Origin of the sequence: Gemmiger sp. An120 (genome assembly GCF_002160955.1) — a bacterium.
Classification (GTDB): domain Bacteria; phylum Bacillota; class Clostridia; order Oscillospirales; family Ruminococcaceae; genus Gemmiger_A; species Gemmiger_A avium.
The window spans coordinates 124,923-139,481 of sequence record NZ_NFLN01000006.1; the positions used below are offsets into that span (position 1 = coordinate 124,923).

A 14,559-nucleotide genomic window follows, 5' to 3' on the forward strand; every position below is an offset into this window, starting at 1 on the left:
ACGCCCTATGAAGCCATTGAAGCCCCGTGACAAGGTGACGCAGCACATGACCCGCGACGGCCTGACGCTGGACAACCAGACCACCGGCGAGAGCATCAACATTTCCAGCCGGGAGGCCGAACAGGACTATTCCGCAGCCGAGCCGGGCGGCACCGCTGAAAAGGTGCTGGAACGTGCCGGGGACATCCGGGAGCGCAGCAAGGCGAAGCGGGCCGCCAAGGATGGCGCGAATACGGCGGCGCAGGCCACCGGCCCGGCGTCCCGCCTGCAATTCACCGCCGAGGAACGGGCCAATCCCGCCCTTTCCAAGTACATCCACAAGGCGGAAAAGCGGGCGGATAAGCTGGACGCAGCCAAAGAAGCCCTGCCGAAAAAGCGCGTCGTCACCAAGGAAACCGTCTATGACGAGGCCAAGGGCAAGGCCAAAACCAAGCTGCACTTTGACAAGGTGGAGAAACCGGCCCCCAAGCTCAAACCCAACCCGGCCAGCCGTCCGATGGAGGAAGCGGGCCTGTATCTGCATGGAAAAATCCATGAGGTTGAGCATGAGAATGTGGGCGTCGAGGGCGGCCACAAGGGGGAAGAACTTGCCGAGCGCCAAGCGGGAAAAGCCATTCGCAGCAGCATCCGGCGTCATAAGCTCAAACCCTACCGGGCCGCAGCCAAGGCCGAGAAAAAGGCCATTGCCGCCAATGCGGAGTACATCTACCAGAAATCCTTGCGGGATAACCCGGAAATGGCGCAGGCGGTGAAAAACCCGGTGGCCCGATTCTGGCAGAAACAGAAAATCAAACGGGACTATGCCAAGGCAGCACGGGCGGCGGGCCAGACGGCACAGGGCGCAGCCAGCGCCACCAAAACCACCGCCGCAGCCGCCAAGAAAGCCGCCGAGAAAAGCAAACAGGCCGCGTCCTTTGTGGCCCGGCACTGGAAAGGTGTGCTGCTGATCGGCGGCGTGGGCCTTATGCTCATGCTGATTATGGGCGGCCTGCAATCCTGTACGGCCATGTTCGGCAGCGCCGGAACCGGCGTGGCGGCCACGTCCTATCTGTCGGAGGACAGCGATATGCTGGGGGCGGAAGCCGCCTATGCGGACATGGAGGCCGATTTGCAGTATGAGCTTGACAACTACGAAAGCCTGCACCCCGGCTATGACGAATACCGCTACGATCTGGACGAGATCGGCCATGACCCCTATGTGCTGACTTCCATCCTGTCGGCGCTGCATGAGGGCGTCTATACGCTGGGCGACGTGCAAGGCGACCTTGCCATGCTTTTTGAAAAGCAATACACCCTGACACAGACCATTGAAACCGAAACCCGATACCGCACCGAAACCCGGACGGACAGCGAGGGCAATCCCTACACCGTGGAAGTTCCCTACACCTACTACATCTGCAACGTGAAGCTGGAAAACTTCGACCTGTCCCATCTGCCTGTTTACATCATGGGCGAGGATCAAATGAGCCTGTATGCGGTGTATATGCACACGCTGGGCAACCGGCCAGACCTGTTTCCCAACGGCACCTATCCCAACGCTTCCACCGTCAAGGAGCCGACCTATTACGACATTCCCCCGGAGGCTTTGGAGGACGCCACCTTTGCCGCAATGATGGCCGAGGCGGAAAAGTATATCGGCTATCCCTATGTGTGGGGCGGCAGCTCTCCCAGCACCAGCTTTGATTGCAGCGGCTTTGTGAGCTGGGTAATCAATCACAGCGGATGGGACGTGGGGCGGCTTGGCGCACAGGGCCTTTGCAATATCTGTACCCCCGTTTCCCCGGAGCAGGTTAAGCCCGGCGACCTTGTGTTTTTTGTCGGCACCTACGACACCCCCGGCGTTTCCCACGTCGGCATTTATGTGGGCAATTCCGTGATGTTGCACTGTGGCGACCCCATTTCTTACACCAACCTCAATTCGAGCTATTGGCAGCAGCATTTCTATTGCTACGGGCGTCTGCCTTGACGCCAGAAAGGAGTTTTAGACGATGGCAAACAAACTTGACCGTATCGAAAAGGACATTGTGAAAACCAAGGCCAAGATCACGGAGCTGCAAAAGCAGCTTCGGGAGCTGGAAGCGGCAAAGACCGAGCAGGAGAATTTGCAGATCATCCAGCTTGTGCGCGGCCTGAACATGAAGCCGGAAGATTTTGCGGCGTTCCTGCGGGGCGGCGCTTTGCAGACCGCCCCGGCCCCGCAGCCGGATTTTGAACAGGAGGACAATGCCGATGAAGAATAAGATCATTCGCACGTTTACCGTGACGCTGGCCGCCGTGCTTTGCCTGACGGCCTTTTCCACCACCGCCTTTGCCGGTGGCACCGACCCCGACCCGGAGCCTTTGCCGGAAACCACCGAGGCACCGCAGGAGGAAGAACCCACCACCGGCGGCATGGAGCCGGAGGGCGTACCTGTCACCCCGGAGGGCAACGCAACGCTGGTGGATGATTTCTATGGGGACAAGCAGCTTATCACCGTTACCACCAAGGCGGGCAACTACTTTTATATTTTAATCGACCGGGCCAACGAGGACAAGGAAACCGCCGTTCACTTCCTCAACCAAGTGGACGACGCCGATCTGCAAGCACTGTTGGAGGACGGCGAAGCTGCCCCGGAAACCTGTACCTGTACGACCAAGTGCGAGGCGGGAGCCGTCAATACGAATTGCCCGGTATGTAAAACCAATATGACCGAGTGTACCGGCCCGGAGCCGGAGCCGCAGGAGCCGGAGGAAACCGAGCCGCCGCAGGAAGATGAAGCGAAAAGCACCGGCATGGGCGGCCTTGTAGTGTTCCTTGTGGTGGCCCTGATCGGCGGCGGCGCGGCCCTTTACTTCTTCAAGTTTAGAAAGCCCAAGGCCGACACCAAAGGCGGCGACGAGCTGGACGAATACGATTTTGGCGAGGACGAGGACGACGAGGACGAACCGACCCCGGAGGACGAAGTGAACGACAGCACGGAAACGGATAAAGAGTAAAGAAAAAGCGGCATTGCTTATCAAACACGAAATAGCAATGCCGCTTTTATTACGATAGTTTGGCGTTAAGTGATTTAAGCAAATTAAGGCCAAGATCAAATACCCAGTCAAATGATTCACTTTCATATTCTTTTAGCTGGCTATGTACTGCTCTATTCAAGATGTCAACAAGGTCAAATATGATACCTCGTTCATTATCGCTGATAAGCTGGTGTTGGCTAAGAACTCTTGCCATTTGCCCGATACCAGTACGAGAAGTATCTAATTGGTTTGCTTCGGCAATTTTTCTTAATACACTTTCAATTTCAATCCGTAAACCAGCCAAAGCCAATTTGGGATCGCTGTACCTTAATCCATAAAAAGTATATTGTTCGTTATCCGCTGTTTCGCTTTTTAGGATTCCTGCCTCACTTACTTTTTTATCAATTTCTTTTTTCTGCTCTTTGCCAACCAGCTCAACTTTGCCAAGTCCGCTGATTTCCAGTGTTTTAATGTATTGGATAAACCACGGGACAAAAGCAAGTATAAGAAGAATAATGGAAGTAGTATCAATATTCCATTCGGGTTTAGCAATTCTTATGATAAAGACAGCAATAAAGACAATGGATGTAAATATCTTAAAGCCCATACCTACCACCTCATAAATACAATTATACAACACAAATCGTAAAGAAACAACGAAAGGAGTGCGTGTTTATGCAACTTGTAATTGCAGAGAAACCGAGTGTCGCCCGCAGCATTGCGGGCGTGATCGGTGCGGATCAGAAACGGGACGGCTACATGGAGGGCAACGGCTATCTGGTGAGCTGGTGTATCGGCCACCTTGTTTCCCTTGCCGACGCCGGAGCCTATGACGAGCGTTTCAAGAAGTGGCGCTATGACGACCTGCCGATTTTGCCGCAGGAGTGGCAGTACATCATCCCCGCCGAGAAGAAAGGCCAGTTTGCCGTGCTGCGCTCCCTGATGGAGCGCCCCGACGTGACGGGCCTTGTGTGCGCCACCGACGCCGGGCGCGAGGGTGAGCTGATTTTCCGTTTCGTCTACCAGATGGCGGGCTGCAAAAAGCCGTTCAAGCGCCTTTGGATTTCCAGCATGGAGGACGCTGCGATTCGGGAGGGCTTTGCCCACCTGAAACCGGGGGCCGACTACGATAACCTGTATCAATCGGCCCTGTGCCGGGCGCAGGCCGATTGGCTGGTGGGGATCAACGCCACCCGGCTTTTCTCCATCCTCTACCACAAGACCCTGACCGTGGGCCGTGTCCAGACGCCTACCCTCAATATGCTGGTTGACCGGGAGGCCAAAATCAGCAATTTCAAGAAAGAGAAATACCACGTTGTCCATATCGCGGCGGGCGGCATGGAGGCGGCCAGCGACCGCTTTATGAACCCCGACGACGCCGACGCCACCAAGACGGCCTGTGCAGGAGCGCAGGCCGTTTGTGTATCAGTGAAGCGTGAGAAAAAGACGGAGCAGCCGCCCCGCCTTTACGACCTCACCACCTTGCAGCGGGAGGCCAACCGCCTGTTTGGATTCACCGCCAAGCAGGCCCTTGACTATGCCCAACAGCTCTATGAAAAGAAGCTGCTGACCTATCCCCGCACCGACAGCCAGTACCTTACCGACGATATGCAGCCCACGGCGGAAAGCATCGTGTCCGGCCTGTGGCCGCTGCTTTCCTTTGCGGCGGGGCTGAATATTGCCCCGCAGTTTGGCCGGGTGCTGAACAGCAAAAAGGTGTCCGACCACCACGCCATTATCCCCACGATGGAGTTTGTGCAGAAAGGCTTTGACGGGCTGGCCGAGGGCGAAAAGAAACTGCTGTCCCTTGTGTGCTGCAAGCTGCTGTGTGCCGTGGCCGCGCCCCATGTGTATGAGGCCGTCACCGCCACATTCACCTGCGCCGGGAACGAGTTCACCGCCAAGGGCAAAACCGTTCTCACCCCCGGCTGGAAAGAGATTGAGCGCCGCTTCAAGGCGTCGTTCAAGACCGACGCCGACGAGGACACGCCGGAGCTGGCAAGGGAGCTGCCGGAGATCACCGAGGGCCAGACCTTTGACCCGGTGGAGGCCAGCATTACCGAGCATTTCACCACACCGCCCAAGCCCTACACCGAAGATACGCTGCTGTCTGCTATGGAACGGGCCGGGGCCGAGGATATGCCGGAGGACGCCGAGCGCCAAGGTTTGGGAACCCCGGCAACCCGCGCTTCCATTCTGGAAAAGCTGGTGCAGATGGGCTTTGTGGAACGCAAAGGCAAACAGCTACTTCCCACCAAGGACGGCCACAACCTTGTGTGCGTCCTGCCGGATGTGCTGACTTCTCCCCAGCTCACAGCGGAATGGGAAACCAAACTGACGGCCATTGCCAAGGGCGAGGCCGACCCGGAGGGCTTTATGGTAGGCATTGAGGAAATGACCCGTAGCCTGATTTCCCGATATTCGCAGATCAGCGAGGACGCGCAGAAGTTGTTTCAGGCCGAGCGTGTTGTTATCGGCAAGTGTCCCCGCTGTGGTGAAGCCGTCTACGAGGGCAAGAAAAACTATTACTGCGGAAACCGGGCCTGCCAGTTTGTCATGTGGAAAAATGACCGATTTTTTGAGGAACGGGGCAAGACGTTCACCCCGAAGATCGCCGCCGCGCTGCTCAAAGACGGAAAAGCAAAGGTAAAGGGCCTGCGCTCCATGAAAACCAGCAAAACCTACGACGGGACGGTACTTTTGGCCGATACCGGCGGGAAATACGTCAACTACCGCGTGGAGAAAAGGAACTGACGGAGTAACGTAGCAAGCATAGGAAGTGTAGCCACACTTCCGATAAATCCCTGACCCGGCCACCCTGCCGGGCCGGGGATTTTGCTTGTTGGGGCATATCCCCAAACCCCTGTTTCTGTCCAGCAAGTTTACAATTCATCTATTCCCAAAGGTAGCCGGTCATAGTATAATGAAGCCAACGACAAATTGGAATTTTACAGCGAGGTGAAAAAGGTTGAACTATGTTGAATATGGGAAAGGAAATAGTAATGTAATTATCCTCTTACATGGAGGTGGTTTGTCATGGTGGAATTACAAAGAAATTGCTGAAATGCTACAAACGAATTATCATATAATTATACCTATATTAGACGGTCATGCAGGAAGTGATAAACGATTTACAACGATAGAAAATAACGCTTTAGAGATTATAGAATTTATAAATGATAAACTGGATGGTTCCGTTTTATTGATTGGAGGACTATCACTTGGAGGACAGATTTTACTTGAAATTTTATCTCAACGTAAGGATATATGTAAGTATGCAATAGTGGAAAGCGCACTTGTAATACCTTCAAAATTCACATATTTTATGATTAAGCCTGCGTTTGGGAGTTGTTATGGTTTGATAAAGTATAAATGGTTTTCAAAATTACAATTCAAATCATTACGAATAAAGCAGCATTTGTTTGATAATTATTACAAAGATACTTGTGCAATAACAAAGGGCGATATGATTGCTTTTTTACAGGAAAACTCATTATATTCCTTAAAAGATGGGCTTGAAGAGAGCGAAGCAATAGTTCATATTTTTGTCGGAGAAAAAGAAAATCACTCAATGAAAAAGTCAGCAGAACTAATTCATAAAAAACTACAGAATAGTTCTATACAAGTTCTTCCTAATATGTACCATGGAGAGTTTTCAATAAACCATGCAGATGATTATGTAAGAAGACTATTAGAAATAATAGAACAAAGATAAATCCTGATTTATCGGGCCAGCTTGAACCGAACTTTCAAAACTGAATACCAGCCGCCCACCGGCGGAACCACTCAGCAGGAAATCATGGAAAGGTTTCCTGCTTTTCTTATGCCATTTTTTAGAAAGGAGGACTGCCGATGGCAAGTCTTAGGGACGTTGTATCAGAGTATCAAGACGACCTGCGAAACGGAATTGCATGGCTGACGTTCTGGCGCGAGGGCCGGAGCTGGCAGGCCGAGGCGTTCCACCTTGATCTGGACGACACCCTTTATCCAGAGGACAGAGCGCGGCTTGCCGAGATACAGGCCGCCGATCCACGGGCCGTTGTGGTGAATGGCTACTATTCCGGCTATCTGTCCGAGAAAATGAGCGTGGCGGAGTTGGCCGCCGGTGTGCGGCACCACTACGACAACGGCCTGAACAACATTGCCCCATTCATGGAGGCCCACAGCGACGAGCTGCCGCCGGAGGTGTTAGAGGAAGCGAGGGAAAAAGCCCATGCTGCCGGACTGCCTTTCTATGAGCGCCCCTACCGTGGGGACGACATCGACCCATACACCTATGATGGCCACATGAGCATTGAGGACTACCAGTTAATGCAGAAATTGATGGAACAAGACAGAGAAAGGAGTGAACCCATGAGCGAAGTGTTTTCTATCCTGCTTCATAACCGACAGCGTTATGAGCAAGGCAACGAGGGCCTTTGGTTTTCTTTGCCGACCACAACCGAAAAGCTGCAAGAAGCCCTGCGGGAAATCGGGATTAGTGCCGACAACCCGCAGGACTTTTTCTTGTACGGCTACCGAAGCCCGCAGGAGCGTCCCATTAAGCTGCCCCGCAATCTGGTGCTGTCCGCCGACGTGGACGAGCTGAACTTCCTTGCCGCGAGGCTGGAAAAGCTGGACGCCGCCGAGCTTGCGGAGCTGAACGCCGCCTTGACAAGCCCGCAGAGCGACTTCCACAGTATCGGCCAGATCATCGACTACCCTGACAACGTGGACTACTATGTGCATCTGCCGGATGTCACCGGCACGGGCCAGTTGGGTGACTACTACCTGAACCGTTCCGGCATGGTGGATATGCCGGAGGAATGGAAAGCGGGAATTTTCCTGCCCCGTTTCGGCCTGCATATTGCCAATACGGAGCATGGTGTTTTCACGGATTACGGCTATCTGGTGAAAAGCGGCGACGAGTGGCAGCGTGTCCATGAGGGCCAGCCGGTGCCGGAGGAATACCGAGTGATGGCCTATCCCGCGCCGGAAATTCTGCGGGACGAGGCCCCGGCCCGGACGGTGCAGCCGGAGGCAGCGCCCACCGCCGAAGCTGCGGCCCCGCCGCCCGTCGTCCCTATCATTCTCAACAGCCAGAACAGCGCCGACCGCATGAAAGAGATCACCGACCGGCTGGAAACCGGCATACAGGAGCTTTTCGAGAGTGAACGCTACAAAGCCTATCTCACCTCTATGGCGAAGTTCCACAGTTACAGCTTCAACAATACGCTGCTGATCGCCATGCAGGGCGGCCAGCTTGTAGCGGGCTACAACAAGTGGCGGGACGATTTTCACCGCAATGTGAAGCGGGGCGAGAAAGGTATCAAGATTCTGGCCCCCGCCCCCTACAAGGTGAAAAAGGAAGTGCCGAAGCTGGACGAACAGGGCCAGCCGGTCATGGACAAGGATGGCAACCCCGTCACCGAGAAAAAAGAAATCCAAGTTCCGGCGTTCAAGATCGTGTCTGTCTTTGACGTGAGCCAGACCGAGGGCGAACCGCTGCCCTCTATCGGTGTGGACGAGCTGGCCGGGAATGTGGAGCAATACGAGGACTTCTTCAAGGCGCTGGAACAGACTTCCCCCGTCCCGATGGCCTTTGAGGACATCCCCGGTGGTTCTCACGGCTACTACCACCTGACAGAAAAGCGGATCGCCATACAGGAGAACATGAGTGAGCTGCAAACTTTGAAAACAGCTATCCATGAGATTGCCCATGCCAAGCTCCACGCCATTGACCCGGACGCCCCTGTGACCGAGCAGGCCGACCGGCCCGACAGCCGCACCCGCGAGGTGCAGGCCGAGAGCGTGGCCTATGCCGTCTGCCAGCACTACGGGCTGGACACGTCCGACTATTCCTTTGGATATGTGGCCGGTTGGAGTTCCGGCAAAGACCTGAAAGAGCTGCGGGCGTCCCTTGAAACCATCCGGGCCACCGCCCATGAGCTGATTACCACTATCGACGGCCACCTTGCCGAGCTTCAGCAACAGCGGCAGGCGCAGCAGGCCGTGGAGCAAACTGTGGAGCCGACTGTGGAACAGGCCGCCGAGCAGCCTGCCCCCGACAGTGTGTTTTCCAAGCTGCCCCCGGAACAGCAGCAGGAAATGACCGACAGTGTAAAGTCCATGCTGCAAACCCTGATTGACGCCGATGTGAAATCCACCGGCGAGGTGACGCAAGGCACGTTGGAAGCCATTCAGACACAGGGCTTTGTCCTTTCCGGCGACGGGACGCTACAACGGGCCGAGGCCCAGCCGGAGCCGCAGCCATGGAATGGGATTGACGGCCTTTTGAACAACAAGCCCATTATGCCGGAGGCCACCCCCACGGAACGGGCCAACGCCCTGATCGACTGGGCCGAGCGCAACGGACAGCGCATGGGCAACGAGGAACGCCGGTTGATCGTGGAGTACGCCGAGGCCGTGGATAACACGGACAAGGTGATTGCCCTTATCAATGAGTTTTGCGAACATGGCTACGAAATGCAGCACGGCCATGTGGACGAGCTGGTAAAAAGCCGGATTGACCGAGAAATCGCGGAGGCCAAGGCCGCACAGCAGCCCACCCTTGACCCCACGGCAGAGCCGGTTGTGACGATCCTTTTCACCGAAAGCCCCGATCTGGAAATGGGCCAGCAAATGCCGCTGCATGAGGCCGACGCCCTGTTTGCCCGGCTGGACGCAGAACATCGAGGCGGCGGCTACTATGACAAGACCGACTTCCGCATTGATTTTACATTCCAAGGAGAGCCGCACAGCTATTCCGGGCGGCAGGACTTTGGCGACCGGGACGGTTCCCTGATTGAGCATATCCGGGAGTATCAGACCTTTTATCTCAACGATGAAAAATGGAAAGACCATCTGACCCGGCAGGGCGGCCCGGAGGCATGGGCGGAGGATCACGCCAGCCGGGAAGCCTTTCTCACCGAGATCATCCCGTACATGGAGCTGCATTGCAACCTGTCACGGCTGGAACAGGAGGCGCAGACCCGTTTGGCGTCCAGCGACACCCTGACGCCGGAGGAAACCGCCTACTATGGGGCGCTGGTGGACTACGCTATGGAGTGCCGTCCGCTGCTCAACCACGGAGAGCCTTTGCCGGAAATGCCGAAACTGACCGACTTCGACCAGAGCTTGCAGGACTACAAAGCGCAGGTGGAGGCCGAAATTGCACAGGAGGCCGCCGACGCCGGTATGACCGTGGAGGAATATGCGGCGGCTGGCTATGAGGCCCCGGCCCAGCCGCAGGAGGCCCAAGAGCCGCCCCAACAGGAAGCCCCGGAACAACCGGCGAAAGAGCCTGCGGCGTCCGACTACTACTATTCCATCAATGAGGGCGCGGCCCGCCGAGCCAAGGAAATGAACAGCTTTTCCGACTACAAGCCCGGCAGCGCCACAGCCGAGTACCGGCATTATGTGGATAAAGCCTTTGCGCTGGCACAGGAACAGAAAAAGCGCGTAGATCCCATGTACCATGAGAAGATCGACAGCCTGCTTGATACCTATGCCCGGGAACTGGCCGCCAACATGAACCACGGCTATGAGATTGACGCCCGTGTTCCGTCCATTTTGATTGCCGGTGGTTCCAATTTCCCCGTACGGAAGAAAGAGAAACAGAACGCGGCCCGCGACAGCAATATGCAGGAATGGCAGTACATCCAAGGGCTGCTTGATAAAATCCGCAGCACCGGCATGGGCGGCATCCGGCAGGACGACCCGCAGGCCATTCCCAAGCTGCAAAAAAAGCTGGACGGTCTGGAAAAGGCGCAGGAAACCATGAAAGCGGTCAATGCCTATTACCGCAAACACGGTACGCTGGACGGCTGCCCGAACCTCTCTCCTGAAAACATCGAAAACCTGAAAGCGGATATGGCGTCCGGCTGGCACTATGAAAAGAAGCCGTTCCAGAGCTGGGAGCTGTCCAACAACAATGCGGAAATCCGCCGCGTCCGGCAGCGGATCGAAAGCCTGACCCGCGCAAATGAAGTGGCCTATGTGGGCTGGGAGTTTGACGGCGGCCATGTGGAGGCCAACAGGGATCAGGGCCGCTTGCAGGTGTTCTTTGACGGCAAGCCGGAAGCGGACGCCCGCCAGCAGTTGAAAGAGAACGGTTTCCGCTGGGCGCCGAGTGTGGGCGCATGGCAGCGGCTTTTGAACGACAATGCCTACCGTGCGTCGGACAGGATCGCTTGTATTCAGCCCCTTTCCGGCATCAAGCCCACGGAGCTGCAACGCAACAGCAGCCGGGAGCAGCGGGCGCAGATGGCACAGGATCAGGCCGAGCCGGACTACTTCTACCGGGTACACGCCACCCCCAGCAGCGACAGCCGGGAAAACCTGTATATGCTGCAAGCCTATATTCCGCAGGACAACGGCAGGGCCAAGATCGGGGATATTCTCTACGTCGGGACGCCGGAACGGTGCCGGGAGCTGATGGATCAGCTCAATACCGGGGAGCTGACGCAGGAGGCCGTCAAGGAGCTGTATGCCAAGGAGCAGGAGCAGCCGGAACAGGAACCCACCCCGGAACAGGAACCGGCACCAGAGCCGGAGCCGGAACAAGAACCCGTGCAGGAGCCGGAGCCGGAAACCGCCCCGGCGCAGGAAGTTACTTCCGACGCCGAGCCGCAGGCGGCCCCCGCAAAAACCCTGACGGAGTTGCAGGAAAAGGCGCTGGAAATCGCTGACCGCTACAAAGACCTGCCCTTGCAGGCCAAGATTGATGTGATCGCGCAGGCGTTTGGCTGCAAGACCGGCGAAATCCATACGTCCCCCTGTACCGGCAAATGGCGCGGCACCAGCGACATGACAATCCGTTTCGACAACGGCGCGTCCCTGTTTATCGGCAACCACCTGACGCCGAAAGCCAAGACGGTCAAGGTGCAAACGGAATGTGTCAATAGTGCATTGGTGCATTTTAACCCGGAGATCGTGCAGGCCACCAAGGAAGCCGCCCTGCCTGTTCTGTTGCAGCGGGAGGCCAAGGACAACGAGATCGCCGCCCAAAAGGGCCTAAAGCCCTACACGCTGCTGAATGTGGAGTTTAACGACGGGGCCGACGAGCAGACCGGCGGCTATATCGGCTGGTACTATGTGACGCTGGCCGTGGACGGAAAAATCTGCACCCATCTGGAAACGGGATTGAGCCATGATATTGCAGACGGCAAGGTGAGCGACACCCCCTCACGGGCCGACTACTACCCGGCAGGGGCCTTGAAAGAGGCCGATGTGGACTACGTTTTCAATAACGTGGGCTTTTCCTCTGCGTCCACCCTCTATACGGTGCCGCTGCGGGACGACGTGCGGGAACGGGCTGAAAAGACACTGGCCGAGCGCAGCGCCGCCGCGCCGGAGGCAGGCCGGGAATGGGGCTTTTACATCATTCCCGATCTGAAAACATGGGCCACCAATGCCGAACAGCAGACCCCGATTGAACACTTCTCAACCTTTGAGGAAGCCAAGGCCCGGTTCGACGAGCTGCGGAGCCAGCCCTATAACAGCGAGGCCAAGGATTTGAACACCGATGGCCGCCCCTACGCCCATCTGACGCTGGGCATGGAAAGCAAAGACGGCATGAGCGCCGCCGATATTCTCCATGTGCGGGCGGGCCAAAATTATCTTGTGGAGGACTTCACCCGAATGGAACGGCTGCGGAGTGATCCCGTGGTACTGGAAAGCCTCTCCCGTGTGGCAAAGGAAATCGGCTTTGACCGGGTGCGGCCCTATGTGATGGAGAACGGCAGCTATAAGGCCATGCCGGATATGCCGTTCACCCAATGGGAAACCCCCTATTTCACCGTCGATCCCCCGGCGCAGGAGCAGGGCGATACCTTTGCCATCTACCAGCTCAAAGGCGGGCCGGAAACACGGGATTATCGCTTTGAGGCTTACGAGAGTTTGCAGGAAGCGGGGCTGGCCGTTGACCGGCAGAATTACGATCTGGTCTACACGGCCCCGTTGGACGGCAAAATCACGCTGGAGGGCATCTACCGTACATTCAACCTTGACCGTCCCGCCGATTTCACCGGCCACAGCCTTTCCGTTTCCGACGTTGTGGTGCTGACCCGCAGCGGCAAGGAGGAAGCCCATTACTGTGACAGCTTCGGCTTTACGCCGGTGCCGGAGTTCTTCTTGCAGCGGGAAAAACAGCTTACGCCACGGGAATTGCTGACCGGCGAGAGCATCCAGACCCCACGGGGCAGCTTCCTTGTAACCGACATGAGCCGGGAGCAGTTGGAGGCCGCAGGCTATGGCTTCCACCATCAATCCGAGGACGGCAAGTATCTTATTATGGGCAACGGCACGGACGCCTTTGCCATCCCCGCCCAGCAGGAAAGCCCCATCAAGGCCGCTGAAATGACGACCGAGCAGAACTACAACATGATCGACGGCGTTCTGAACAATGCCCCAACCATGAGTGAGCTGGAAGCCAGAGTAAAGGCCGGGGAACAAGTTTCCCTTTTGGATGTAGCCGAGGCAGCCAAGGCAGAGGCCCAAAAGCCCAAGCAGCCCCAGCGCCCGGCGCAGAAACAGAAAAAGCCGTCCATCCGGGCGCAGCTCAAAGCCGCCAAGGAGGAACAGCAGAAGAAACCACCGCAGCGGGAAAAAGCACAGGAATTGGAGGTGTGACGCCATGAACAAGTTTGAGAATGTGGATGTTCTGGCCGCGCTGGAACAGCTCATGCGGCAGAACACCGCCTTTTATCGCAATGATTTTGAGATCGACAAAGAGATCATCGGGCGGACCGCTGCCAGCGACAAGGCCGAGGACAAGACGCTTTTGTGGATGTCCCGCCCGTCCGGGACGTACTGCTTCCGGGAAAGTGATGTGTTCCTGCAAGGCACCCGGCAGCACAACACATGGACGTTTTACGGGGAGCAGACCCGTGACCGGGTGCTGGCCTACGCCGTGGAGCTGACCGGCAAGGTACGGGGTGTCATTCGCGGCAATCTCTATGAGCTGGACTATCCCCAGCACTTCCGGCACGTCGCAGCCGAGGCGGTACAGGCCGACAACATCATCCTGCACTATGAAAAGGGCGACCGGGAGCAGCCCGCCGGTCTGTACTTCGACGGGCGGCCCGATCCCAAGCTGGGGGCGTTCCTGCGGTATGAGGCCAAGCCCAATGAGCCGGAACACCTGCGGGAGCTGTTGCGGCAGGAACAGAAAGGCCGGGCGCAGCTTGCGCCCGGCGACTTCAAGGCCCACGTCACGGCGCTGCATGACGGCATGATTTTGGCCGAGGCGCAGCGGATCGTGGCCGGGTTGAAAGACCTGTCCGCCCCCAACAGCCCCAACAAGACGCATTTCATGGTGGAGCTGTCCCCGTACTTCGTCCAGATCGCGTCCAGCAAGGACACCGACCGGCTGTTTTCCATGTTGCCCTATAAATCCCTGTGCTTTACCGGCATGAAAGACCGGCACGGCCTGTATGCGGTGATCGGCAAAGACGAGAACCGGGACAAGGAAGTGCGGAGGCCCCGCGCTTCCATCCGCAGGCAGCTATCCGAAACCAAACAGGCCCAAGCCCCGAAAAAGGCTCCGGCCAGAACCAAGAAAAACGAATTGGAGGTATGACA

7 protein-coding genes and 1 pseudogene are annotated in these 14,559 nt (G+C 56.7%); 7 read left to right on the forward strand and 1 reads right to left on the reverse strand.

Annotated elements, in window-relative coordinates:
* Nucleotides 1-7: 7 nt before the first annotated feature.
* From B5E65_RS07235 to B5E65_RS07245, 3 genes are read left to right on the forward strand one after another with little or no spacing between them, the layout of a single operon-like run.
* Complete coding sequence (locus B5E65_RS07235; protein WP_087171103.1) at nt 8-1,966, forward strand: C40 family peptidase; 1,959 nt, start codon at nt 8-10, stop codon at nt 1,964-1,966.
* 22 nt (nt 1,967-1,988) lie between these two features.
* A complete protein-coding gene (locus B5E65_RS07240; RefSeq protein WP_087171104.1) occupies nt 1,989-2,240 on the forward strand; it encodes a DUF4315 family protein in 252 nt (83 codons plus the stop codon).
* Nucleotides 2,230-2,976, forward strand: a complete 747-nt coding sequence (locus B5E65_RS07245; RefSeq protein WP_087171105.1) for a DUF4366 domain-containing protein — start codon at nt 2,230-2,232, stop codon at nt 2,974-2,976. The genes B5E65_RS07240 and B5E65_RS07245 overlap by 11 nt, the downstream gene beginning before the upstream one ends.
* A gap of 49 nt (nt 2,977-3,025) precedes the next feature.
* On the opposite strand, the gene B5E65_RS07250 is transcribed toward B5E65_RS07245, so the two are convergent.
* On the reverse strand, nt 3,026-3,604 hold the full coding sequence (locus B5E65_RS07250; RefSeq protein WP_087171106.1) for a hypothetical protein: 579 nt from the start codon (nt 3,602-3,604) through the stop codon (nt 3,026-3,028).
* A gap of 62 nt (nt 3,605-3,666) precedes the next feature.
* On the opposite strand from B5E65_RS07250, the gene B5E65_RS07255 reads away from it, so the two are divergent.
* From B5E65_RS07255 to B5E65_RS07285, 4 genes and pseudogenes are all read left to right on the forward strand, one after another.
* A complete protein-coding gene (locus B5E65_RS07255; RefSeq protein ID WP_087171107.1) occupies nt 3,667-5,751 on the forward strand; it encodes a DNA topoisomerase 3 in 2,085 nt (694 codons plus the stop codon).
* 214 nt (nt 5,752-5,965) lie between these two features.
* Nucleotides 5,966-6,712: an alpha/beta fold hydrolase gene (locus B5E65_RS07260; RefSeq protein WP_087171108.1), complete on the forward strand. Its 747-nt coding sequence runs from the start codon at nt 5,966-5,968 to the stop codon at nt 6,710-6,712.
* A gap of 152 nt (nt 6,713-6,864) precedes the next feature.
* Nucleotides 6,865-13,608 (forward strand): annotated as a pseudogene (locus tag B5E65_RS16545) (YodL domain-containing protein); the annotation flags it as partial.
* A 4-nt stretch (nt 13,609-13,612) separates the two neighbouring features.
* Nucleotides 13,613-14,557 (forward strand): hypothetical protein, encoded by a 945-nt coding sequence (locus B5E65_RS07285; RefSeq protein ID WP_087171109.1) that lies wholly within the window; start codon nt 13,613-13,615, stop codon nt 14,555-14,557.
* Nucleotides 14,558-14,559: the final 2 nt, after the last annotated feature.